This is a genomic window from Caldichromatium japonicum, assembly GCF_011290485.1.
Taxonomy (GTDB): domain Bacteria; phylum Pseudomonadota; class Gammaproteobacteria; order Chromatiales; family Chromatiaceae; genus Thermochromatium; species Thermochromatium japonicum.
Genome location: NZ_CP048029.1, coordinates 2,377,111 through 2,399,264 on the forward strand (window position 1 = coordinate 2,377,111; position 22,154 = coordinate 2,399,264).

Below are 22,154 nucleotides of genomic sequence, written 5' to 3' on the forward strand. Positions count from 1 at the left end.
TATAAGTTCATTGGTTTCGGATCAATAATTCATAGGACTCGCTGAGCAAAGCGCGATGAGGCATCCCCTGGGCAGCTGTTTCAGTTGGGCCAAGCGGCTCCCAGATCACCCCAAAGTGTTCAAGATAGGCGCGCGCCAGGGCGATCGCCGGCTCGATCTGCTTCTTGACGGGGGCCGTCAGCTCGCCGCCGAAGTCATCGAGCTCGACCGGCTGCACGCCGATCAGAAGCAGATGCTTGGGATATTCGCCTAAAAGCTGGGCTGCACCCAAGACCTCTTGGAACCCGGTCTGATGCAGACTCATCCTTTTGACCCCAAGGAATCTCGGCACATCCTCGCCCTCGATCCGCTTGAGCGTGCCCGGCGGCAGGTCATAGTCGATGGCATCGAAGACCACCAAGATCTCGGCCCAATGCACGAGATCGAGTAGATACAGTCCCTGGGTCCCGCCATCGACCACCTGGACATTTGGCCCCAGGCGATAGCGGCGGGCGATCTCTTCGACCACCCGCACCCCAAAGCCCTCGTCGGCCCAGAGCAGATTGCCGATTCCGAGGAGCAGGACAGGAGGGGACTTGGTCTGCGGGGTCGCTCCCGACCCCGTGGCGGGTGCAGCATCCGCTTGCGCAGAGGAACCTTGGCTCATGGCCGATCGTCTTTAAACATCCGCCAGCCGCTGATCATGGTGCTGATCAGGCTCTGGCGCGAGAGGATATCCTCTCGGATCGCTACATAGACATGCAGCATCACAAAGACGACGATGACCCACATCCCCCAGTGGTGCCACAGGCGTACATCCTGGCTTTGACCGACCGCCGGGATGACCCAGCCGAAGAGGAGATCCTGCCAACTTCCGGAACCGCTCTGTTCTGAATAAAGCGCCAGGCCCGTCACGATCATCACAAAACCGCCGACCGTGATGATGGCGACCATGAAGAGATGGGCAAGCGGATTGTGCCCGATATATTTGCGCGGTTCAGGCTCGAGAAAGGCATACCAACGCACCTCATGCCAAAGCTCGCTCCAAAACGAGCGCTGCCAAAAGGGCAGGGTAAAGAGTTGGCGCGCATATTGGTTGCCCACTGCTGCCCAATAGAGTCTGAATATAAAACCGACTAAAAAGACATAGGCCGCTGAGAAGTGCAAAAAGCGAATATAGCCCATTAAATAATGATCGCTCGCCTCACCCGCTAGGCTCGGCAAGGGATTGGCGATCAGATAGCCGGTGATGGCTAAGAGGGTGATCGCCAGGGCATTGACCCAATGCCAGAGGCGGATCGGGGCCTCATAGACATAGACCGCGGTCTGTTTGACGGTAGGCAGACTGGTATCCATCGCAACCTCCTCAACGCACCCGCACCCGGATGAGTTCCTCACCCCCCGGACCCATGAGATGGGTCGAGCAGGCCAGACAGGGGTCAAAGCTATGCAAGACCCGCAGGATCTCTAACGGCTGGTCGGGGATCGCAAGCGGCGTCCCCAGGAGCGCGGCCTCGAAGGCGCCGATATTGCCTTTTGGGTCACGCGGCGAGCCATTCCAGGTGGTCGGGACCACCGCTTGATAGTTGGCGATCTTGCCGTTTTCGATCACCACCCAGTGCCCGAGTGCCCCGCGCGGGGCCTCGGTGGTCCCTACCCCCTTGGCGGTCTTGGGCCAGGTCTTGGGGTCCCATTTGTCGGTATTGGCGGTCGCCGTATTTCCCGCCTTGAGGTTGGCGATCAGCCGCTGGTGAAATGCGCGCAGCTTGTGCGCCGCCCAGGAGGCCTCGAGCCCGCGCGCCGCGGTACGCCCCAGCGCCGAAAAGAGCGCCGAGACAGGCAGGCCCAGATCGGTGAGCGTCTTATCGACCGGCTCCTTGAACTCAGGGATGCCCTTCGCATAGCCGATCACCCAGCGCGCCAGGGGTCCGACCTCCATCGCATGCCCACGCCAGCGCGGGGCCTTAAGCCAACTATATTTGGCCCCTTCATCTAGGGCCTCGATTCGGGTCTTGTCTCCACGGGTGTTGGGACCCAGGACGAAATTGGGCTCGGTCACCCCTTCCCAGGGATGGAGCCCTTTGGATTCATCGGTATAGCTATACCAAGAGTGGGTGACGAACTCCCGGATCTCATTGGGGTTGCGCAGATCGACCTTATGCACCTCATTGAGATTGCCGTTGATGATCGCCCCGCGCGGCAGGAGCTGATTCTCGGCTGAGTCATCATTGGCACGGTCGGGGATGTCGCCATAAGAGAGTACTGCCCGGCTGCTCAACCCTCCGCCATAGATCCAATCCTTATAGAAGGAGGCGATCGCCATCAGGTCGGGGAGATAGACCTTGTCGATAAATTCAATGGTGCGCTCGATGATCGAGCCGACCAGGTTGAGGCGCTCCATATTGACCGCACCCACCGCACCCGTGTCATGGATGTTGATGGCGCAGGGGACACCGCCGACCAGCCAATTGGGATGCGGGTTCTTGCCGCCATAGATAGTATGGATCTTGACGATCTCCTTCTGGAAGTCCAGGGCTTCCAGATAATGGGCGACCGCCAAGAGATTGACCTCAGGCGGCAGGCGATAGGCCGGATGGCCCCAATAGGCATTGCTGAATGGACCGAGCTGACCCGATTCGACAAAGCGCCTGACGCGGTCTTGGATATCGCGGAAATAGCCGGGTGAGGACAGCGGCCAATCCGAGATCTTCTGGGCGATCTCTGAGGTCCCCTTGGGATCGGCCTTGAGCGCCGAGACCACATCCACCCAATCGAGCGCATGCAGATGATAGAAATGCACCAGGTGATCCTGGGCATAGAGGGTCAACTGTATGATGTTGCGGATGATATGGGCGTTCTCGGGGATCTGGATGCCGAGAGCGTTCTCCACCGCGCGCACCGAGGTCAGGGCATGGGTGCCGGTGCAGACCCCGCAGATGCGTTGGGTGAAGGCCCAGGCATCGCGCGGGTCGCGTCCGCGCAGGATAATCTCCAACCCCCGCCACATGGTCCCGCTGGAGACCGCGTTGCGGATGACATTGTTCTCGTCGAGATTGACCTCGCAGCGCAGATGACCCTCGATGCGGGTCACCGGATCGACTACGATGCGCTGACCGGAGCGATCGAGCTGAGCACTGTTGGCGATCTGGCTGCTCATACCTGTTCACCCTCACTGTGTTGCACCCCTGCGCGTTGTTTGCCCCGATGGATGGCGCTCGCTACGGCATGGACGGCGATCGCTGTGCCCACTCCCGCAGCAGCGGCAATCCCGACGGTATCGGCATTGGCCTCGATGCCAAAGACCCGGGTATCGGTGACGTGTTGATAGAAGCTCCCCTTGTCCCAGAAGTCCCTTTCCGAGCAGCCGATACAGCCGTGCCCCGACTGGATCGGGAAGGAGACGCCGGCGTTCCAGCGCACGGTCGAGCAGGCGTTATAGGTGGTCGGGCCCTTGCAGCCCATCTTATAGAGGCAATAGCCCTTACGCGCGCCCTCGTCGTCCCAGGACTCAACGAACTGGCCAGCATCGAAATGCGGACGCCGATAGCACTTGTCGTGGATGCGCTGGCCATAAAACATCTTGGGGCGGCCTTGGCGGTCGAGCTCGGGCAGGCGCTCGAAGGTGAGGAGATAGACGATCACGCTGGTCATGACCTCGGCGATCGGCGGACAGCCCGGCACCTTGATGATCGGCTTATCATGGATCACCCGATCCACCGGCACCGCCTGGGTGGGATTGGGATGGGCCGCCTGTACACAGCCAAAGGAGGCGCAGCTCCCCCAGGCGACCACCGCCAGACAGTCGCTCGCCACCTCGCGCAGCTGTTCGAGGAAGGGCCGACCGCCGACGATGCAGCTCATGCCATCCTGGGCCAGCGGCGGATTGCCCTCGACCGCCAAGAGATAGCGCCCCTTGTGTTTTTCACCGATCTGGTCGAGGATCGCTTCGGCCTGATGACCGGCAGCGGCCATCAGGGTATCGGTATAGTCAAGCGAGATCATCGACAGCACGACGTCTGAGGCCAAGGGATGCGCCGAGCGGATGAAGGACTCGGAGCAACAGGTGCATTCCAGGCCATGCAGCCAGAGCACGGGGATGCGCGGTTTGGTCTCGAGCGCCTCAGCGATTTGCCCCACTAGGTTCTGTGCCAGCCCCAGGCTGGCTGCGGTGAGGCTACAAAACTTGAGAAAGGCGCGCCGGCTGATGCCCTGCCGGCGCATGGCGGCATAGAAGCTCTCGGTGCTCATTTGTGGATCTCATGGCGTTTGTATTGTTTTTGTAGCGTGCAGCGCGGACTGGGGGTCCGTGCCTTTACTCCTCCAAAGAGTGAGGAATTAGAGCACTCTTGCCGCCGAGCAAGCAAGCATCAGCCAATTCAAAAAATCATTTATGCAATGACAATCATCAATTCAGTAAACCAATCGGATATTGGTTGCGCTCCCCTGTATCCTTCAGCCTTTTCCCAGACCTCTTCCCGCAGGTACCCCCTTGTACGCCATCCTCTCGGTCACCGCCCCGATCTTTATCTTGATCGCCCTTGCATTCGTCGCCGTGCACGCTCGCTGGATACCGCGCGAGGGGGCCCTGGCGCTCGGGCGCTATGCCCTGCTCTTTGCCTTACCGGCCCTGTTGTTCAATACCCTATCCAAGCGCCCGCTTGCCGAGCTGGTGGTCATGGATTTCCTGACCGTCTATGCAGGGACCTCGCTGCTCGTCTATGGCCTGGGGATCCTGATCGCCTCCTTGATCCGCCGCAGCGCCCCAGCCGCCAATGCCTTTTATGGTCTGGGGGTGTCGATGTCGAACAGCAGCTACATCGGCTATCCGCTAGTGGCACAGCTCTTGGGGGAACCGGCCCTGGTCGCGGTGGTCATGGCGATCCTGACCGAGGTGTTGTTGATCCTGCCCATCACCCTGATCCTCGCCGAATTCGCCCAGGCGCGCGCCCAGGGTGGCCCTTGGCGCACCCTGGGCAAGGTCTTGTGGACAGTGGGCATGAACCCGATCGTGCTCGCGATCGGCGCCGGTATCCTGTTTGCGGCGTTCGATTGGCGCCTGCCCATCGCACTTGGGCGTACCCTCGATATGCTGGCCGGATCGGCCGCAGTGGTCGCGCTCTTTGCCATCGGCGGCGGGCTTGCCAGCCAGCGGGTCCAAGGCTCGGTTGGGCCGGCGCTTGCGGTCGCTGCCGGCAAGCTGATCGGCCACCCGCTGGTGGCCTTGGGGATGCTGAGCCTGGTCCCGCAGCTAGATCCAGTACTCAGACAGGCGGCCCTGATCCTCGCCGGTCTGCCCATGGTCACCCTGTATCCGCTGCTCGCCCAGCGTTATGGACAGGGCGAGACCGCGGCCACCGCCCTGGTGCTGGCCACCCTTCTCGCCTTCTTCACGCTCAATCTCGAATTGGCGTTGTTTGTGCGTCCGGCATGAGCCAAGACCTGGCCACTCTGCGAGGCCGGTTTCCCTCAGAAAACCCGGCCCCTGCTCTCGCTCTCTAACCCGGCCTCAGCGCCCCCCGCCCGCATCCTGGTGCAGTGTCCCGACGAGTTGTTCGAGCCTGCGGGTATCGGCGGTAAAGAGCCGGATCCCCTCGGCGAGCTTTTCGCTCGCCATGGCGTCCTCGTTCAAGGCCCAGCGGAAGGCCGGCTCATCGGGGGCGATCTTGGGCAGATCCAAGGTCATGGCCGCCTCGGGATCGAGCCGCCGTTGGACCTCGCCCTCGTTTGCCGCAAGCTCGGCCAAGAATTGCGGCGAGATGGTCAGGGCATCGCAGCCGGCAAGCGCCAGGATCTCGCCGACATTGCGAAAGCTCGCGCCCATCACCGTGGTGCGATAGCCGTGGCGCTTGTAGTACTGATAGATACACCTAACCGACTGCACCCCCGGGTCCTCGTCCGGGGGATAATCGACGCCGGGGTTGGCCTGCTTGTACCAATCGAGGATACGGCCCACGAAGGGCGAGATCAGGGTGACACCGGCATCGGCGCAGACGACTGCCTGGCTGAGGCTAAAGAGGAGCGTCATGTTACAATGGATCGCCTTGCGCTCTAGGCGTTCAGCGGCGCGGATCCCCTCCCAGGTCGAGGCGATCTTAAAGAGCACCCGCTCGCCCGGATCGATCCCCGCCTGCTGATAGAGTCCGACCAGGGTCTCGACGCGCTCGATGGTCGCCTCGGTATCGAACGACAAGCGGGCATCGATCTCGGTGGAGACGCGCCCGGGGATGACCCTAAGGATCTCGACCCCAAAATTGACCGCGAGTTTGTCCAGGGTCCAGCGCATCTGGGTCTCGGGATCGATAGCCTTGTCCTTGCCAAAGCGCAGCGCCTCCTCGACCAGGTGCCGATAGGCCGGCATCTGCGCGGCCTTATAGAGCAGCGAGGGGTTGGTGGTGGCGTCCTGGGGCCGGTATTCGGCGATCGACTGGATGTCACCGGTGTCGGCGACCACGATAGAGATCTGTTTGAGCGACTCAAGCTGGTTCATGGGTCTTGCTCCCTGAGCGTTTGAGTGATTTGTCTTATTGATCCGAAACCAATGAACTTATATTACGTGGCATCATGGAGCTTGGGATGCTGGAAGTAGCGCATGATGCGTTGGGGGGAATTGAGAAGGCGGCGCAGGTGGCTGACGGTCGCCTTCTTCAGATCGCCCTTGGCGCGGGAGGGCGCCTGCGCGGTGATGGTGGCCTTGAGCATCTCGTTGGGGTTCAGTGCTGGACTGTAGGGGGGGAGGGAGGAGGCCTCGATTTGATTGGCGCATGCAGCCAGCCACGCCTTGACCGACTTGGTGTGATGCACGCGCAGGTTGTCGAGGATGAGGAAGATCTTCTTGCCCCTGGCGTCCTTGACGAGCAGCTTCATGAAGTCGATCAGGATGTCGGCGTTCATCGCCCCCGCGAACGCCTTCCAAGGCACCTTGCCGCGGTTGGTCAGCGTCGAGATCACCGACAGGCCTTCGCGACGGTGCGTGATGCGAATCTCGGACGTCTTGATCGCCGGCGCATAAGAGCGCCCGCGCACCTCGTCCGAGCGCAGCCCCGTTTCATCGCCCCAGTGGATTTCGGCGCCCTCGGCCTTGGCGCGCCGGGCAATGTCCGGGTAGGTCTCCTCAAGCCACGTCTTGCCCGCCGGCGGGCTTTGCTCATAGGCGCGCCGAATCGGTTTCTGGGGCGTCAATCCCCAGCGCGCCATGTACTTGCCCTCCCCCTGCGGCCTGAGCTCGATGCCAAAACGGTCGAGGATCAACTGCCGCACCGCCTGCCGGCTCCACAGCGCAAACGGCAGCTTCAGCTGATCCGGTGTCCCGTCGCACATGAGCTTGCGTATCTGGGCGTCCTGCTCCGCCAACAGCGCCCGCTTCTCACCCACTTTGCGCCCACCCCCCTTGTCCTTGGGCCCCTTCGCGCGCCGCAAACGACAGCAATCTCATGTCTCGTCTTTCCATGCCCACGACATCTGGACAGCTCACTCAATTTCAAAAGCATGTGTTTTTTAATCAAGAAAGATAGGTACACCCAAACAGGATGGAATGGTCAGATTGCGAGCGTTTGACCGAGGCCCTGGTCTTTGCCGCTGCCAGGCATCGCGACCAGAGGCGTAAGGATGCCGACCGTTCGCCCTATATCAATCACCCGATTGCGCTGCTCCAGGTCCTGCTCGTCGAGGCCAGGATCCAAGGCCCCCCCGAGGTCCTGATCGCCGCCCTCCTCCATGACATCCTGGAGGACACGGCGACCCGCCCGGAGGAACTGGCCGAGCGCTTTGGGGCTGAGATCCGCGACCTGGTCCTAGAGCTCACCGACGACAAATCCCTGCCCAAGGCCGAGCGCAAGCGCCTGCAAATCGAGCGCGCAGCCGGCTTAAGCCCCAAGGCGCGCCTGATCGCCCTGGCCGATAAGATCTCTAACCTCAGGGACCTCGCCACCAGCCCGCCGCCGGACTGGGACCTTGAGCGCCGACGCGCCTATTTCGACTGGGCAGCCGCCGCTGTGGAACCCCTCCGCGGCACCCATGCTGAGCTTGAGCGGCTCTTTGACCTCGCCCTCTCCCGGCGCCCCTAGGGTCCTGGCGCGCCGGTCTCCCGCCTTCGCCCTTGGCAAAGCCGCAGGGTACGCATGGCGCGCCCTACTCGCGCAGGGGGTTCGGTTACAATGACCGGTCATTTGTCAACCAATCCTCGATGGAGTCTTTCATGGGTCATTTTGGATTTCCGCTTGAGGCCATCCTGATCTTTCTCGTGGTGGTCGCGGTGTCGATCTATCTCGATCTCTTTGCCCACCGGCGGGTCGAGGAGATCAGCATCGCTGACGCCACCAAATGGTCAGTGATCTGGGTGGTCTTGGCGCTCTCGTTCTATGTCTATCTCTGGCTGCGTTTCGACAAGAATTGGGCTGACCTTTATCTTGCCGGTTATGCACTCGAAAAGAGCCTATCAGTCGATAACCTGATGGTCTTTATGGCCATCTTCGCCTCCTTCGGCATCCGCTCGGGGCTGCAACATCGCATCCTCTACTGGGGGATCATCGGCGCCCTGGTCTTTCGCGCCATCTTCGTCCTCATCGGCACCAGCCTGTTTTATGCCAGCCCATGGGTCGGCTTTGCCTTTGCTGCATTGGTCGCCTGGAGCGCTGTGCAGATGCTCAAGAGCAGCGGCGAGGATGAGGAGATCGAGGAGTATTCCAACCACTGGAGCGTGCGCTTGACCGGCAAGATGATGCCCATCTACACTCGCTTGCACCTTGACCGGTTCTTCGTCAAACACGAAGAGCTCTTTGTCGGGCGCGAGGAGGCCGAGCGCGAAAAGACGGTCACCCGCATGGGCGCGATCTATGCCACGCCCGCCTTTTTGTGTCTGGCCACCATCGAGACCTCGGATCTCGCCTTTTCCTTTGATTCTGTCCCGGCAGTGATCGCCGTCACCCAAGAGCCGCTGTTGGTCTATGCGGCCATGATCTTTGCGGTCCTGGGTCTGCGCAGCCTGTATTTTGTGCTCGCCGCCCTGACGCGTTATCTCGTCCATCTCGATAAGGCGGTCATCGCCCTGTTGTTCTATATTGCGGCCAAGATGGCGCTTCAGTCATTTAATCACGCCATCTTCGATACGGGCATCCATATCTCGCCGACTAGCAGCCTGCTGGTGGTGCTCGGGATGCTGACCCTAGGCGTCATCGCTTCCTTCATCTTTCCAGAAAGGAATGAGAAGGCAGTGAAATAATGGGAAACTAACACCAGGCATGCTTGGCCTGGTGTTAGTTTATTATCAGGGAATCACTGAGATCAGGGGGCAACTCCATGATTATATAGAAGATTTTAATAATAGCGCTCATTGTAGCATTTACAGCAAATTATGCCGGTCACCATGTTAGCCAAGAACTATCCCATATTTATTAAGACAACTGAAGAATGGGAGAATTGCACCGACTGGTTCTATGAAGAACTAGCAGAACGCGGTAGACATGAAAGGGTGATGCAGCTGCCTACATAGGAGCTGGCGGCATGGGCGCATGGTATGAGGAACTCGAGATCTGCGGCTATCGTCCAGAGGAGGCAGATCTTACGGAAATTCAGAAGGAAATTATTCGGGAGCGCTGCAAATATAATCCAATATTCAATTTGGACAAGCTTTCGAATGCTGAGCGTAGCTACTTTAGAGGGTATTCTGAAGATGCAGAAAAAAAGATTTTTGGATCGCATAAAACCTATGTGTATTCAAATATATAATTAGCAGCGCCTGAGCGAAAAAAAAGAAGAGATCGAAGCTCAGCGTCGCGAGGCAGCAGAAAAAGAAAAGAAACTAAAAGAAAAACAAAGACAACTCAAAAAAAGGATTTCTGATCTCAAATTTCTTTAAATCTTCGAATATTTCGGTGACTGCTATCATCGAAACCAATACCCGGCGCCGCATCAAATGCGCAATTTATGATTCATTAGGTGAACCCTTTGCAGTCAGTCAAGCGATTGTTACCCCGCCTATTGACGATATAATCATTATCACTTCAACACCGTCTCTTGCACAAAGCATCCGCTGCTGGATGCCAGTAGCAAAGATATCTATACGAGGATGTGAAAAATGCTCGATGTTGACAAATACCAGTCCCTGGGCAACTCGGCCCTTGGCGTTGAACTCACCCCAGAGGAGTGCCAGGTCCTGGCCGCGCGCATGGGGGTGATCCAGCTACAGGTAGGCGAGACCCTAGTCGAGGAAAACGAAGGCCGGCGTACCCTGTTTGTCTTGGCCCAGGGACGGCTATGCGTGTGCAAACGGGTGGGCGAGCGCGAGGAGACCGTCTATCAGATGCGCCCCGGTGAATGCGCCGGCACCCGCGCCTTTATCGATGGCACCCCCCGCCGCGCCGCCCTGCGCGCCGAGGAGCCAGTGGTGGTCTTGACCTTGGAGCCTGAGGACTTCGATGAGCTGGTCGAGACCCATCCGCGGCTGGTCTTTAAGGTGATGCGCGCCATCTTTCGCATCACCCACAGCAATCTAATGCGTATGAACCTCGAGAGCGCCGAGATGCGCAACTATCTGCTCAAGACCGGCGGGCGGTATTGATCCCCTAGGTTCAGGGCGAGTTGAAGTGCCGATGAATCTATTCGAGATCCTGGCCGCCTTGCTCGGCCTCACTGCGGTCCTGGGTTGGCTGAACCATTGCTTCATCCGGTTGCCGAATACGATCCGTCTGCCGACGTCTGCCCTCATCCTGTCGCTTATGCTGACAGCGCTCTCCGAAGACAACATCTTCACCCAAGATCTGATTCGCCTCTTGGATGATGTCCACTGCGAGGAGACCCTGCTGCACGGCAGCTGAGCTTTCTGCTCTTTGCCGGTGCGCTGCATGTCGATCTGGAGGCGATCTCTCGCTATAAAGGGGTGATCGTCGTCCTCGCCACCGTCAGTGTCATCGGCACCATGCTGCTCAGCGGTTTGGGCGCCTGGCTGCTCTTTTGGCTGCTCGGGCTGCATATACCTCTGATCTATTGCCTGCTCTTCGGCGCCCTAATCGCACCGACCGACCCTATCGCCGTGCTCGGTATCCTCAAAGAGGCCGGGGCCCCCGAGGCTTTGAGGATCAAGATCACGGGTGATTCCTTGTTTAACGACGGGGTCGCAGTGGAGTTGTTCTTGTCCCTGACTGGGATTGCTACCGGCGCACACCAAATCGAACCGCTGAAGCTGCTCTGGCTATTCGGCTATTAGGCCGGCTATTAGGCCATCGGCGGATTGGCGATTGGACTCACTGGCGGCAGGCTGGTGTTGGCCATGCTGCGACGGGTCGATGCCTATCAGGTCGAGGTCCTGTTGACCTTAGCGTTGGCCACCAGCGCCTACGCGCTCGCTGAGCATCTCCATGTCTCGGCCCAAATTGCCACCGTAGTCGCCGGCCTGATGATCGGGCATCATGGGCGAAGGATAGGAAATCCAGCTGTCTATGCCGCAGTGTTTTCCCCAGCCGAGAGGGGTCGGTCAAGGCTGGATTTGAGCCTCCTCCGACCACGGGAGGATGACCGGGACGCCAAAATCGGTCAGTAGGGATGCGGCGAAGGCGGTTTTTGCGGTGAGAGGAGGCAGGGACGGGAGCGAATTTGCGACAAACGGCAACGGCTGGTCCGGCAACCCGTCTACGGGCCGCCACCAGGACACCCGTTGGTCGTACTCGTACTCCGGCTCCGTCTAGGCGAGGGGATCGCCCCGGAGGCACTCCTCAGCGTCGATGGTGTCCTCTCCGGAGTCTTCGTACCACTCGGGCGGAGGCGATGCTGGGCGGGGTGGCGTGCTCGCCGATGTGCTCCAGGATGGCTCGCACGTCCACCGCCTCGGTGATGAAGGCGATGAGCCGCATCTCGGGCCCGCACCTTGGGCAGGTCAAAGGGAACGCTTCGTCGATGCGGGCCAGCAGCATGGCCCAGAGGTACCGGGCGTCGAGCTCCTCCAGCCGGTCGAAGGCATTGCGGTGGGCGGGCGCAGTAGCGCAGCAGGCGCTCTAGTCCGGGCCGGTCGTGGGCCTCGATGCGCAGGCGCAGGCTGGCGTCGAGGGAGAACCCGCCGCCGTGGTCCCACTCCTCTATCTCCTCTTGATCCGCCTTTTCCAGCCATCCCCGCCGCACGAACGCCCGCAAGATGCGACGGCGGACTTGGGTCTGCACCGCCGCGGCGTCGTCCGCGTCCAGTTCCTCCACATAGATGAACCGTGCGCCCTGCTCCGGATCTGGCTCGAAAACACCGTCGATCACGATGACGTGAAAAATCCGCCGGGAGCGGATTTTCGCGCAAGCCCCCAGGGAGGGGCGAATCCCAGGGATGGGATGAGCAAAGTGGGTGTGCTCGTTCAGCGAGGAGCCGAATCGGTGGCTGAAGGCCACCGCGCCGGTTCGCGCCTTAGGACCAGCCCCAGGGCTGCGCGCGCGCAGGTGTTGCTCGACGGCGTCGAGGAAGATGCGCCAGGCGCTGTTGAGGGCTTCGCGGTCGTGCTGGAGGTGATAGCGCAGCCGCTTGGGCACGGATAGCACCCACTGGCGCACCGGCAGGCGGGGCAGGACATGATCGGCCAGATGCGCAGCGGTCTCCGCCATCCTGCGGGTGTTGCAGGAGGGACAGATGCCGCGGCCCTTGCAGGAGAAGGCGATGAGGAAGTCATGGCCGTAGTCGTCGCAGCGGGCGCGGGCGAAGCCATAAGCATCGTCTTGGCTGCCCGCGCCCTGAGCATCTGGCGGCCGATCCGCTGGCTGCCCTGGCGCAATGCATTTGGCCCTGGGACCTTTACCCTGATGACCTGGGCTGGACTGCGCGGCGGGATCTCGATCGCCTTGGCCCTCTCGCTCCCGGAAGGTGAAACACGCGAGCTCCTGGTCAGCGTCACCTATATCGTCGCAGTCTTTTCGGTCCTGGTCCAGGGGCTGACGCTCGGTCCTCTGGTACGTTTGCTCGCGAAACCTTGAAGTTGACCGACAGAGGACCTGCCAAGTCGTAAAGAGGCCTTTTTAGAGGACGAGCGCCGCGGCGAGGCCCGCGGGCGATCTTTGACCTGATCTTAGCAGATGAAGCGCTGTAGGGTGCGCGTTGTGCACTCTACAACGACAACGCATAGGTTCTTGATTCTGCTCAGTGACCAAGCAAACGCTGAGCGATCTGCGTAATCCGCTGGCGATCCACCTTGCCCGAATCGAGCCGCGGCAGGCCTTCCAACCGTATGAAGGCGCGCGGGCGCTCTGGCCCCGCAAGCTCTCGTTCGCACCAGCGGGCAAGGCCCTCTTCATCCAGGGCACCGCTATAGACGCCGATCAAGCGTGCCCCCCAGACAGGGTCGGGGAGAGCAACGACCTCGGCCTCGATCACGCCCGAGGCTGCGGCAAGCCTGTGGGTGACCTTGCGCAGCGAGACATTGGTCCCACCGATCGCACAGACATCATCGGCACGTCCAAAGAGGTGCAGCCAACCAGCCGGCTCCAAGCAGCCAAGATCGGCAATCTTCAGCCAACCCCGATCGAGTCCCACCCCCGGCTGACGCTTCGGATTGGCATAACCGAGCATGAGGCTGGGGGTGCGGAGGGCGATCGGCGCTGCTTTTGGACAGGCGGGGGCCATGAGCTCGACCCCAGGCAGGGGGAGGAAACGATCGGGGTCGGCAGGTTCGGCGAGTGCGATCAGTGCACAGGTCTCGGTCAGCCCGTAGCTCACCTGGATAGGCCAGCCGGCAGCGGATGCGCGCTGGGCAAGCTCGGGGCTCAATGCCTGACCGCCGACGAGCGCGCATCTGAGGCTAGCCGCAGGGTTTGCGCCCAATTCAAGCAGACGGGCAAGCATCGGCGGGACAAGCGAGAGATGGGTGACTTGGTGTCTGACAAGATCCGCAGCCACCGCCTCGGCGTCAAATCCATCATGTAGGACCAGGCGGGCTCCGGAGACAGCGGCGCGATAGACGATCGCCGCACCGGCGATATGGCTCAAACGCAGACAACAGAGCCAGGTGGTGCCATCATCCGCCTCCAGGGCAGCATTGCTCAAGCGTGCCGCAGCGATCACCCCCGAAGGCCCGTGCATCGCGATCTTGGGCTGGCCGCCTGATCCGCTGGTGCGGATCAAGAGGGCAACCGGCGTGCTGGGGTATGGGGAGCTACTGTGCGCCTGGGGGCCGAGCGGCATCGGACGCTGAGCGTGTGCCTCCCAGGACCACTCGGCCCCTGTCATCTCAGTGAGCACCTGCCGCTCTGCTTCGGTGAGATCCGCACGATATGGAAAGATACCAGCACCGATCCGGTTGAGCGCCAAGGCGAGGATGGCTAGATCACAGGCGGGGCGATCGGGCACCAGCACGACCTGCCCCTCCCTCACCCCTTGGGCCCGAAGCTCGGCGGCGCGCGCCTTGAGCAGATCACTCAATGACTCGCCGGTCAGGGTCTCTTCGCCGGCGATGAGACTGAAGCTGAGGGCAGGCAACTGCATCTGAATATCTTGACGGCTGCGCCTGGAGGTTGACGAACTCAACCTTGTCGAAAGGGCGCCATGGATCATGCGCACGGGTAGCCCGTGGCGCGATCTGCCTGAGGAACTGGGCCATTGACGCTGGGTCCATGTAACCTTCTCACGCTGATGGGACAAGGGCATTTGGGCAAGGATGGCCAAGGCGTTACATCATGATGCCGACCTGGAATAGCCATTCATCGATTCCACCATGGTGCGCCCCCATCCATATGCTGCTGGCGCCCCAAAAAAGCGAGGCAACAATCATCCGGGACATAACAAATAGGCCCTACAGCCCAAAACTCAATCCTAACGAGCGGCGCAATGACGGCCTCAAGCATAGAGAACAAGGCCGGCAGCTGGGCGGGCTCAGTGAGCTGTCACCTAATCCCCGGCAATAGCGCTCGATAATGGCCTGGTGATAGGCGATCTTGTTTTCCCGATAGACCCGTTCTTCGCGCGTGCGCTGGCTGGACTTGAGCTGCCGCTGCCATCTGGCGGCCTCGGCGCGATGATGCGCGCACCTGACCGGATCGGCTTGGACGGCGGCATTTCCTTGGGCCTTTAACCGCGCGGCCTGTCTTTGGCGGGCCTCTGCTTGGGCACGCTCCTTGGCCTGGCGCTCGGCACGCATCCGTTCGGCCTGGGAGGTGACTGAATAGTCCTGGGAAGTCGGTGACTGGGCTGTGGGCTTGCTGGTCTCGATAGAGGTGGCGCTCGCCTGATCGGGACAGGCACCTTGCTGATAACTGATGCGACCGTCGGGCATTTGACAGCGATAGATGGCCTGGGCCCAGAGGGGTTGCTGGTAAAGCAAGGCCACGTCTAGCGCTGATGCCAATCTCCACAGGGCATGCACGGGAAGTCCTCCTTTTCAGAGCGTCCGGGCCTCAACCTTTGATGCGCAATGCGCTCGCTACTCCGGCGATTGGCGCCCCTGGCTTTTCTCAGCCAAGGCGCGCACCCCATCCTCTAAGACATCCCCCGACAGCGGAGGCGGCGTCTATCGACCGCCTCGGCCAGTTCATCCAAGAGGGGTTCGGTGTCCTCCCAGCCGAGACAGGGGTCGGTGATACTCTGACCGAAGGTCAGTTCATCGCGCGGGCTTGGGTTCTGGCAGCCGGCGACCAGGTTGCTTTCGATCATCGCGCCCATGATCCGCCGATCGCCGCGCGCGATCTGACCGCAGACGTCCTGGCAGATCAGGATCTGTTTTTCGGGGCGCTTGCCGCTGTTGGCGTGGCTGAAGTCGATCATGATCTTGGGGATGAGACCGGAGGCGGCGATCTGCTCGGCGGCGATGTTGACGCTCTCGGTGTCATAGTTTGGACGCTGACCGCCGCGCAGGATGATGTGGGTATCGACGTTTCCCGTAGTGCTGAAGATCGCCGATTGCCCTTCCTTGGTCACCGACATAAAGACATGCGGGCGCGCCGCAGCATGGATGGCATCGATCGCCACCTTGATGTCGCCATTGGTGGCGTTTTTAAAACCGATCGGACAGGAGAGACCCGAGGCGAGCTCGCGGTGTCCCTGGCTTTCGGTGGTGCGCGCGCCGATCGCCCCCCAACTGATCAGATCGGCGATATATTGCGGGCTGATGAGATCCAAAAACTCGGTACCCGCCGGCACGCCCATGTTATTGAGATCAAGCAACAACTTGCGGGCGATCGCCAGCCCCTTGTTGATCTCGAAGCTCCCGTCGAGGTTTGGATCATTGATCAAGCCCTTCCAGCCGATGGTGGTGCGCGGTTTTTCAAAATAGACCCGCATCACGATCAAGAGATGCTCGGCGAGACGCTCGCGCACGGCCTTGAGCCTGCTTGCATAGGCGAGCGCCGCCTCGGGGTCATGCACCGAGCAGGGACCGACGACGACCAGGAGGCGATCCTCGCGCCCATGGAGGATCCGTTGGATCGCCTGACGGGTGTGATAGACCGTATCGGTAGCGGTCTCGGTGATGGCATATTCATCGATCAGTTCGCGCGGCGGGCGTACACGGGTGATATCACGGATACGCAGGTCGTCGGTCCGGTGCATATTCAATCGCATCAGGGGTGGTCAAGAGATGAGTATAAAACGGTAGGGCAGTGTCTTTAATCCCCAATGCACCTCTCACTTGGATAACTGCTGGGATAGATTCGAAGCCTTGTAGAGGGAAACACTGATTCATATGCAGCCACGCATCCGCTGTCTTCGCCTCTCATTGATTTTTCTGGATTCCAGCCTTCGCCGAAATGACGATATGGGACTTTTTCAGCGTTTCCATGGAGGTATCTCGATCTTTGAGGATCGCTGCTTGATTGCGCTTTGGTCCTTCCAGCACAGGCCGGGCGCCGGTCAAAATACACTGGACACCGGCGTTGGCCGGTGTGACGAATGCATCAGCGGTGCCTCAAGGCCCTGGCAGTGAGCTCTGGATGGCCACAGACCTCACGCCAAACCGGTCTATACGGATCTGACTGATGGTCGCATGCCCGATCTGCAAGCGATACCAACCCTCAGGTGGGCAGGCCAGGACATGGCCGAGGATGGCGCGAATGACCCCGGCATGACAGATGATCAACAGCCGCCGCCCCGGATAGACCCGTAGTTGGCGCTCATAGACCCCGACCACCCGCTGCTGAAAGTTGGCGAGCGGTTCACCCTCTGGCGGGCGTACAGCGGCTGGATCGCGCTGCAAGGCCGCAAAATGTTCGGCGTCCTGCGCGCGGACCTCTTGGTATGAGCGGCCCTCCCAGGCGCCCATACCGATCTCGCGTAGATCCGGTTCGATGGCCAAAGGCAGGCTAAAACGTGCCGCAAGCTCAATGGCAAAAGATCGGCAGCGGCGCAGCGGTGAGCTGATGACCTGGTCCCACTGGCAGTGCTCGCCGACAGCCCGGCGCATCTGCGCCCAACCCAGCGGCGAGAGCGGGTCATCGATCCCGCAGCCGCGATAACGCCCCCCGCCCAAGGGTTCGCCATGACGCATCAGTTCGATGATCGTTTCGGCCATCCGCTTCTCGCCTGATTGTAAACTTGCTCAATCATGCCTTGTGCAACCGAGGGAACCATCATGAACCACAAACGCTATGCCGGTATCGATCAACATCCAGGGGCAATGGACCCCACCGCCAATATCATCCGCGACGCCTGGGTCTTTGGCATCATCCCTGAGACCGAGACCTGCGCGGGCTGGACCGTCCAGCAACTCGATGCCCTATATGACAAGGTGACCGCGGCCTGGGAACCCTATGGTCATTTGATTTCCAACCTACCCCCTGCGCTTAGGGAACGCCATGCGCGGATCTATGAGGCAGCCATTGCCGCAGCCCGCGCCGCCGGCTGGGATCCGCAACTCGATGAGACCGATTAGCGCCAAGATACAAGGCGACTGCTACACTCCCTGCGCATTCGATTTAGATGTCTCCTGCAGAGGGTCCTGGGGGTCAGGACAGCGAGCCGACGTCTAGAGCCTGCAGGCCAGATAGCGATAGATTGGCTGGCGTGACGGGCTGCGCAAGATTCATCTAGATTCACAGGCAAGTCTATCCTACCCTTGGCGCGCCCGATCCATTTTATGCCCTATTTCGTCCCCGAGACCTTTTTTAGACCCCCGGAACAGATGCGCGAGTCAAGCGCGATCCCAGCGCCGCTCTATAACGCCATGCGCACCCTGCTTAGACAGACGGGTAATACCTATGTGTTCGTGCCGATCCGGACTATGCAATATCTGGCGGTGGTCGAGCGCACTGAGGTGTGCTTCGTCGATGCCCTGGGCGGCTATGCCTATCAGAACGGCGAGGGCGGACGGTTGATCCAACTTGCCTGGCATCTGCGGGGAACGCGTGATTCGCTCAGTGCCCCAGTCCCTTGCGAGATCGTCTATTATTTTAGGGATCTAAAGGCCGTGCACCGGCGCCTGATCTCTGATCTCGGCGCGGCCCTCGCAGACAGGCAGCGCCGGTGTCAAGATCCAACGCTAGCGGGTCAATCGGTGCGTATCCTGGCCTTTAGGGGGCGCTGATGGATGCGCCCTGCTGTTTTCGACGACAAGAACGACTGCGAATCGTCAATTTTTTGGCCGGTTTGAGGCCAAGCCAGACCTCATAATAGAACAGCTAGGCGTGCGCTCAACCGCTAGCTGCACGCCGAGAGGAGGAGCCCATGCCCAAACTACTGACCTGGCACGATGAATGGTCGCTCAATATCGAAACACTCGATCAGGATCACCGCGAGCTGATTGCCGAGCTCGCCGATATCTGCCTGCGTTTCTGCCCCGAATCTGGATATGCCCTGGTTGCAGATGCCAAGGTGCTCATGGATGCGCTCACCCAATTCGGCGAGTCGGTACGCGCCCATTTCAAACGCGAAGAGGCGTTCATGCGTTCATTCGACTATGAGTTCATCGGTGAGCATGAAAGCGAACACGCCCTGCTCATGGCCGAGTTCACGGCGCTTTTACGCGACTGGCGGCAAGAAAGATTACAGGTCTTTGATGAAGCGCATCAGGCCATCATCCGCGACTGGCTTTTGGCCCATATCCTGGGGGCGGATCGGCATTTTGCCGAGACCTACTTCAGGCTCTTCGGCATGCCGGTCCCTGCTAAGCAACTGCACGAGATGCGCCTCTATCAGTCGAGCTATCGCACAGGCCGCGAGTGACAGGGTGCAACCGCCTCAAGCCGACGGGTGCGAAAAAAGTCACGCAAGAGCCCCCCGCATACCTCAGCCAAGAGCCCTCCTTCGACCGCAGTGCGATGATTGAAGCGTCGATCTGAGGGCAAGAGGTCAAAGACGCTCCCGCAGGCGCCGGCCTTGGGATCAGGGGCGCCATAGATCACCCGCGCGATGCGGGCATGGATCATCGCGCCAGCGCACATGACACAGGGCTCGAGGGTGACATAGAGCACGGAGCCGGGTAAACGGTAGTTACCAACCTGCCTGCCGGCCTCGCGCAACGCCTGGATCTCGGCATGGGCGCTGGGATCATGGGCGCGGATCGGGCAGTTCCAGCCCTCGCCGATGAGCGCCCCTTCTCGCACCAACACCGCCCCGACCGGCACCTCGCCCTCTTCAGCAGCGCGCTGGGCTAGAGCCAGGGCGCGCCGCATCCAGAAGAGGTCCTCAGATGTCCAGATCACCGACCCCTCCCTCTGCTAAATCAGTGCTGGGTGATGCACAGCAACGCATCCGGCGCCTGCGTATCTCACTGAGTTCTCTGGATTCCGGCCTTCGCCGCAATGACGAGCACGGGGTTTATTCGGCACTTCCACCCAGCTCAACCGCCAGCGATCTATTCCACTCACTCATCAACGAGAAGCTCAACATATTGAATTTTAGTCTATTTTAGTGATAGATTTTAATAGATACCATCAAAAATACCATCACCAAGCAACCACCTATCCTTGCCTGTCAGTGCCAGACGTCGCCTGACCGCGCACGCTCCGGCGCGCAAGTCAGGCGACCGCAAGCGTCACGTGTTCTGGGGCGTCAATCCCCAGCGCACCATGTACTTGCCTTCCCCCTGCGGCCTGAGCTCGATGCCAAAACGGTCGAGGATCAACTGCCGCACCGCCTGCCGGCTCCACAGCGCAAACGGCAGCTTCAGCTCATCCGGTGTCCCGTCGCACATGAGCTTGCGTATCTGGGCGTCCTGCTCCGCCAACAGCGCCCGCTTCTCACCCACCTTGCGCCCACCCCGCTTGTCCTTGGGTCCCTTCGCGCCCATAGCCTTTGCAGATGTCGAACACCCCTGCGCCCAACAATCCCCTCTGCGCGCCTATCGCTTCATACCTCCAGCTACGCCGCCGCTCTTCGCGCGCCGCAAACGACAGCAATCTCATGTCTCGTCTTTCCATGCCCACGACATCAGGACAGCTCACTCAATTTCAAAAGCATGTTTCTTATCAATAACAGAGTCATCGCTTCTACTCCTTCTTGTCTCTGTCGCTTAAAATATAGCGGTAACGCTTGCGTAAGAAATTGTTTTCTATAGTGTTTTTCCGCCTTGTTTTTGCCAAGCCGACTTGCAGCAAAAAATCTGCGTTCATGATAATGGCAGTTATGGCGACTACCGGGGCCGCTCGTATGATCTCGCCGGACTGAAAGCGCTGGCGCGCCGGATCACCGAGCACTACCGCGCCCAGGGCTATCCCTTTGCCCGAGCCGTGCTCAAAGCGCAGAAGATAGAAGGCGGAGTGCTCGCCATTGAGATCATCGAAGGGCGTTACGGCAAGGTCGAAGCTCAAGGCGAGATGGCCGAGGAAGCGCAGGCGTTTTTGGAGGCTCTAAAACCCGGAGAGGTCATTTCTGCTGCGCCGCTTGAGCGCGCCACGCTGATACTCTCAGATCAGCCCGGCATCCGCGTGCGGCCCCTGCTGCGCCCGGGGCAGGAGGTCGGCGCGGGCGATCTCATCGTGGAGGTCGGGCGCGAGCCGACGCTCAAGGGCGAAGTGGGCCTGGACAACCACGGCAACCGCTTCAGCGGCCAAAACCGCCTCCGCGCCAACGTGCAAGCCGACAGCCCCTTCCTGCTGGGCGATCAGATCAAGGCGCAGGCGCTCGTCTCCGACGAAGGGCTGTGGCAGGGAAGCCTCGGCTACAGCCTGCCGCTGGGCGCATCAGGCCTGCGCGGGGGATTGAGCTACGCCCACACCTACTACGAGCTCGGCAAGGACTTCAAGAACCTTAAGGCCCGCGGCACGGCGGACGTGGCGGGGCTCAATCTCGCCTACCCGCTCATCCGTTCCCAGGCAGCCAACCTCATCCTCGTCGCAGGCTACCAGCACAAGGCGCTCGAAGACCGCCAGGACGCCACCTCGACCCGCAACGACAAGTCAAGCGACCTCGCGCCCCTCGCCTTGCAGTTCAACCGCCGGGACGGCTCCGGTCTCACCTACGGGACGCTTGCCTACACCGCCGGACAGCTCGATCTCGATGCCGTGCTCAAAGCCGCAGACATCGCCAGCGGCCGCGACACGCGCGGGCATTTCGACAAGTGGAACCTCGATCTCGCCCGCCTGCAGACGACTCCTCTGTCCAACCTCACGCTCTTCGGCCGGCTCTCCGCGCAATGGGCGGGCAAGAACCTGGATTCTTCCGAGCGCTTCCTCCTGGGCGGGGCTACGGGTGTGAGGGCCTATCCGCAAGGCGAAGGTTTGGGGGACGAGGGCTGGCTCTTGCAGCTCGAGGCGCGCTACCGGCTGGGCGCCTTTGAGCCCTATCTCTTCTACGACGCCGGCGCGGTCCGCGTCAACGCCAAGCCCGACGGCATCACCCCGGCAGTTGCCGACAACCACCGCCTCATCAGCGGCGCGGGGATGGGGCTGCGCCTTGCCAGCGGGCCGTGGAACCTGGATGCGGCCATCGCCTGGCGCAACCAAGGCGGCCAACCGCAATCGGACAGCCAGGATCACAACCCGCGCGCCTGGCTGGCAGCAAGCTGGAGGTTCTGAAAGCGCTCGATCACAGAACCGCCTCCAGCCCCTTGCGCTCGATGAGGTTGAGCAACTTCAACGATGGCCCGCTCGGTTTCTTGTCGCCCGCCTCCCATTTCTGCACCGTAGACAGACTGGTATTCAGAATGGCGGCGAGCACGGCTTGGCTGATTCGCGCCCGCTCACGCAGGGACTTGATCTTTTGCGGGGGCATCTCGTGGACATTGAGATGGCACAGCGCCTCGAACTCGCCCATGCGACGCTTGCTGATCAGTCCTGCGCTGTGCAGCCCA

Annotated in this window: 25 protein-coding genes and 2 pseudogenes; 12 read left to right on the top strand and 15 right to left on the bottom strand. The window is 60.7% G+C overall.

All coding sequences use genetic code 11. From position 1 onward, the window contains the following. Positions 1–7: 7 nt before the first annotated feature. The 4 genes from GWK36_RS11535 to GWK36_RS11550 are packed head-to-tail and all read right to left on the bottom strand — an operon-like array spanning position 8 to position 4,227. Positions 8–646, bottom strand: a complete 639-nt coding sequence (locus GWK36_RS11535) for a HyaD/HybD family hydrogenase maturation endopeptidase (RefSeq protein ID WP_166271266.1) — start codon at positions 644–646, stop codon at positions 8–10. Next, the gene (gene cybH, locus GWK36_RS11540; protein WP_166271267.1) at positions 643–1,335 is read right to left on the bottom strand and encodes a Ni/Fe-hydrogenase, b-type cytochrome subunit; all 693 of its coding nucleotides are present in this window, start codon (positions 1,333–1,335) and stop codon (positions 643–645) included. Before cybH ends, GWK36_RS11535 begins: the two co-directional genes overlap by 4 nt. 10 nt (positions 1,336–1,345) lie before the next feature. Further along, positions 1,346–3,136, bottom strand: coding sequence for a nickel-dependent hydrogenase large subunit (locus GWK36_RS11545; protein WP_166271268.1), 1,791 nt, complete (start codon positions 3,134–3,136; stop codon positions 1,346–1,348). Then, entirely contained in the window at positions 3,133–4,227 is a 1,095-nt protein-coding gene (locus GWK36_RS11550; RefSeq protein ID WP_166271270.1) for a hydrogenase small subunit, read from the bottom strand. The genes GWK36_RS11545 and GWK36_RS11550 overlap by 4 nt, the downstream gene beginning before the upstream one ends. A gap of 241 nt (positions 4,228–4,468) precedes the next feature. Between GWK36_RS11550 and GWK36_RS11555 the strand changes: the two genes are divergently transcribed. Beyond that, positions 4,469–5,410: an AEC family transporter gene (locus GWK36_RS11555; protein ID WP_166271272.1), complete on the top strand. Its 942-nt coding sequence runs from the start codon at positions 4,469–4,471 to the stop codon at positions 5,408–5,410. A gap of 75 nt (positions 5,411–5,485) precedes the next feature. On the opposite strand, the gene tal is transcribed toward GWK36_RS11555, so the two are convergent. After that, positions 5,486–6,466, bottom strand: a complete 981-nt coding sequence (tal, locus tag GWK36_RS11560) for a transaldolase (RefSeq protein WP_166271274.1) — start codon at positions 6,464–6,466, stop codon at positions 5,486–5,488. 62 nt (positions 6,467–6,528) lie between these two features. After that, positions 6,529–7,350, bottom strand: coding sequence for an IS630 family transposase (locus tag GWK36_RS11565; protein ID WP_166271276.1), 822 nt, complete (start codon positions 7,348–7,350; stop codon positions 6,529–6,531). Positions 7,351–7,505: 155 nt separating this feature from the next. Here GWK36_RS11565 and GWK36_RS11570 point away from each other — a divergent pair, with 155 nt between their 5' ends. The 6 genes and pseudogenes from GWK36_RS11570 to GWK36_RS11590 all read left to right on the top strand — a co-directional run bounded on the left by GWK36_RS11570 (position 7,506) and on the right by GWK36_RS11590 (position 11,512). Beyond that, complete coding sequence (locus GWK36_RS11570) at positions 7,506–8,042, top strand: HD domain-containing protein (RefSeq protein WP_166271278.1); 537 nt, start codon at positions 7,506–7,508, stop codon at positions 8,040–8,042. Between the two features lie 131 nt (positions 8,043–8,173). Continuing rightward, the gene (locus GWK36_RS11575; protein ID WP_166271280.1) at positions 8,174–9,196 is read left to right on the top strand and encodes a TerC/Alx family metal homeostasis membrane protein; all 1,023 of its coding nucleotides are present in this window, start codon (positions 8,174–8,176) and stop codon (positions 9,194–9,196) included. A 281-nt stretch (positions 9,197–9,477) separates the two neighbouring features. After that, entirely contained in the window at positions 9,478–9,702 is a 225-nt protein-coding gene (locus tag GWK36_RS11580) for a hypothetical protein (RefSeq protein ID WP_166271282.1), read from the top strand. 349 nt (positions 9,703–10,051) lie between these two features. Next, positions 10,052–10,534 carry a Crp/Fnr family transcriptional regulator gene (locus GWK36_RS11585; protein ID WP_166271284.1) on the top strand — a complete coding sequence of 161 codons (483 nt, stop codon included), beginning with the start codon at positions 10,052–10,054 and terminating at the stop codon, positions 10,532–10,534. A 31-nt stretch (positions 10,535–10,565) separates the two neighbouring features. After that, on the top strand, positions 10,566–10,790 hold the full coding sequence (locus GWK36_RS15505; RefSeq protein ID WP_246237551.1) for a hypothetical protein: 225 nt from the start codon (positions 10,566–10,568) through the stop codon (positions 10,788–10,790). A 44-nt stretch (positions 10,791–10,834) separates the two neighbouring features. Next, positions 10,835–11,512: pseudogene (locus GWK36_RS11590) on the top strand (cation:proton antiporter domain-containing protein). A 211-nt stretch (positions 11,513–11,723) separates the two neighbouring features. On the opposite strand, the pseudogene GWK36_RS11595 reads toward GWK36_RS11590, so the two are convergent. After that, positions 11,724–12,657: pseudogene (locus GWK36_RS11595) on the bottom strand (transposase zinc-binding domain-containing protein); the annotation flags it as partial. On the opposite strand from GWK36_RS11595, the gene GWK36_RS11600 reads away from it, so the two are divergent. After that, positions 12,616–12,918, top strand: coding sequence for a cation:proton antiporter domain-containing protein (locus tag GWK36_RS11600; protein WP_246237852.1), 303 nt, complete (start codon positions 12,616–12,618; stop codon positions 12,916–12,918). The pseudogene GWK36_RS11595 and the gene GWK36_RS11600 sit on opposite strands and share 42 nt — an antisense overlap. Positions 12,919–13,081: 163 nt before the next feature. Here the strand turns inward: GWK36_RS11600 and GWK36_RS11605 are convergent, their stop codons facing one another. The 4 genes from GWK36_RS11605 to GWK36_RS11620 all read right to left on the bottom strand — a co-directional run bounded on the left by GWK36_RS11605 (position 13,082) and on the right by GWK36_RS11620 (position 17,438). Continuing rightward, positions 13,082–14,422, bottom strand: a complete 1,341-nt coding sequence (locus GWK36_RS11605) for a class I adenylate-forming enzyme family protein (RefSeq protein ID WP_166271289.1) — start codon at positions 14,420–14,422, stop codon at positions 13,082–13,084. A gap of 307 nt (positions 14,423–14,729) precedes the next feature. Beyond that, positions 14,730–15,263, bottom strand: a complete 534-nt coding sequence (locus tag GWK36_RS11610) for a DUF4124 domain-containing protein (protein ID WP_166271291.1) — start codon at positions 15,261–15,263, stop codon at positions 14,730–14,732. A 149-nt stretch (positions 15,264–15,412) separates the two neighbouring features. Further along, a complete protein-coding gene (locus GWK36_RS11615) occupies positions 15,413–16,480 on the bottom strand; it encodes a 3-deoxy-7-phosphoheptulonate synthase (protein ID WP_281352056.1) in 1,068 nt (355 codons plus the stop codon). 355 nt (positions 16,481–16,835) lie between these two features. After that, a complete protein-coding gene (locus GWK36_RS11620) occupies positions 16,836–17,438 on the bottom strand; it encodes a histidine phosphatase family protein (protein ID WP_166271293.1) in 603 nt (200 codons plus the stop codon). 60 nt (positions 17,439–17,498) lie between these two features. On the opposite strand from GWK36_RS11620, the gene GWK36_RS11625 reads away from it, so the two are divergent. The 3 genes from GWK36_RS11625 (at position 17,499) to GWK36_RS11635 (ending at position 19,087) form a co-directional block, all read left to right on the top strand. After that, on the top strand, positions 17,499–17,798 hold the full coding sequence (locus GWK36_RS11625) for a hypothetical protein (protein ID WP_166271295.1): 300 nt from the start codon (positions 17,499–17,501) through the stop codon (positions 17,796–17,798). Positions 17,799–18,002: 204 nt separating this feature from the next. Continuing rightward, on the top strand, positions 18,003–18,449 hold the full coding sequence (locus tag GWK36_RS11630; RefSeq protein WP_166271297.1) for a hypothetical protein: 447 nt from the start codon (positions 18,003–18,005) through the stop codon (positions 18,447–18,449). 140 nt (positions 18,450–18,589) lie between these two features. Next, on the top strand, positions 18,590–19,087 hold the full coding sequence (locus GWK36_RS11635; protein ID WP_166271299.1) for a bacteriohemerythrin: 498 nt from the start codon (positions 18,590–18,592) through the stop codon (positions 19,085–19,087). Here GWK36_RS11635 and tadA read toward each other — a convergent pair. From tadA to GWK36_RS11650, 3 genes are all read right to left on the bottom strand, one after another. Next, positions 19,066–19,536, bottom strand: coding sequence for a tRNA adenosine(34) deaminase TadA (tadA, locus tag GWK36_RS11640; protein ID WP_166272675.1), 471 nt, complete (start codon positions 19,534–19,536; stop codon positions 19,066–19,068). The genes GWK36_RS11635 and tadA overlap by 22 nt on opposite strands. A 362-nt stretch (positions 19,537–19,898) precedes the next feature. Further along, on the bottom strand, positions 19,899–20,111 hold the full coding sequence (locus tag GWK36_RS11645; protein ID WP_166271301.1) for a winged helix-turn-helix domain-containing protein: 213 nt from the start codon (positions 20,109–20,111) through the stop codon (positions 19,899–19,901). Continuing rightward, positions 20,104–20,268, bottom strand: a complete 165-nt coding sequence (locus tag GWK36_RS11650) for a hypothetical protein (RefSeq protein WP_166271303.1) — start codon at positions 20,266–20,268, stop codon at positions 20,104–20,106. The genes GWK36_RS11645 and GWK36_RS11650 overlap by 8 nt, the downstream gene beginning before the upstream one ends. Before the next feature lie 183 nt (positions 20,269–20,451). Between GWK36_RS11650 and GWK36_RS11655 the strand changes: the two genes are divergently transcribed. Further along, the gene (locus GWK36_RS11655) at positions 20,452–21,879 is read left to right on the top strand and encodes a ShlB/FhaC/HecB family hemolysin secretion/activation protein (RefSeq protein ID WP_210756766.1); all 1,428 of its coding nucleotides are present in this window, start codon (positions 20,452–20,454) and stop codon (positions 21,877–21,879) included. 10 nt (positions 21,880–21,889) lie between these two features. On the opposite strand, the gene GWK36_RS11660 is transcribed toward GWK36_RS11655, so the two are convergent. Further along, positions 21,890–22,117 carry a helix-turn-helix domain-containing protein gene (locus GWK36_RS11660; RefSeq protein ID WP_425482757.1) on the bottom strand — a complete coding sequence of 76 codons (228 nt, stop codon included), beginning with the start codon at positions 22,115–22,117 and terminating at the stop codon, positions 21,890–21,892. Between the last annotated feature and the right edge of the window lie 37 nt (positions 22,118–22,154).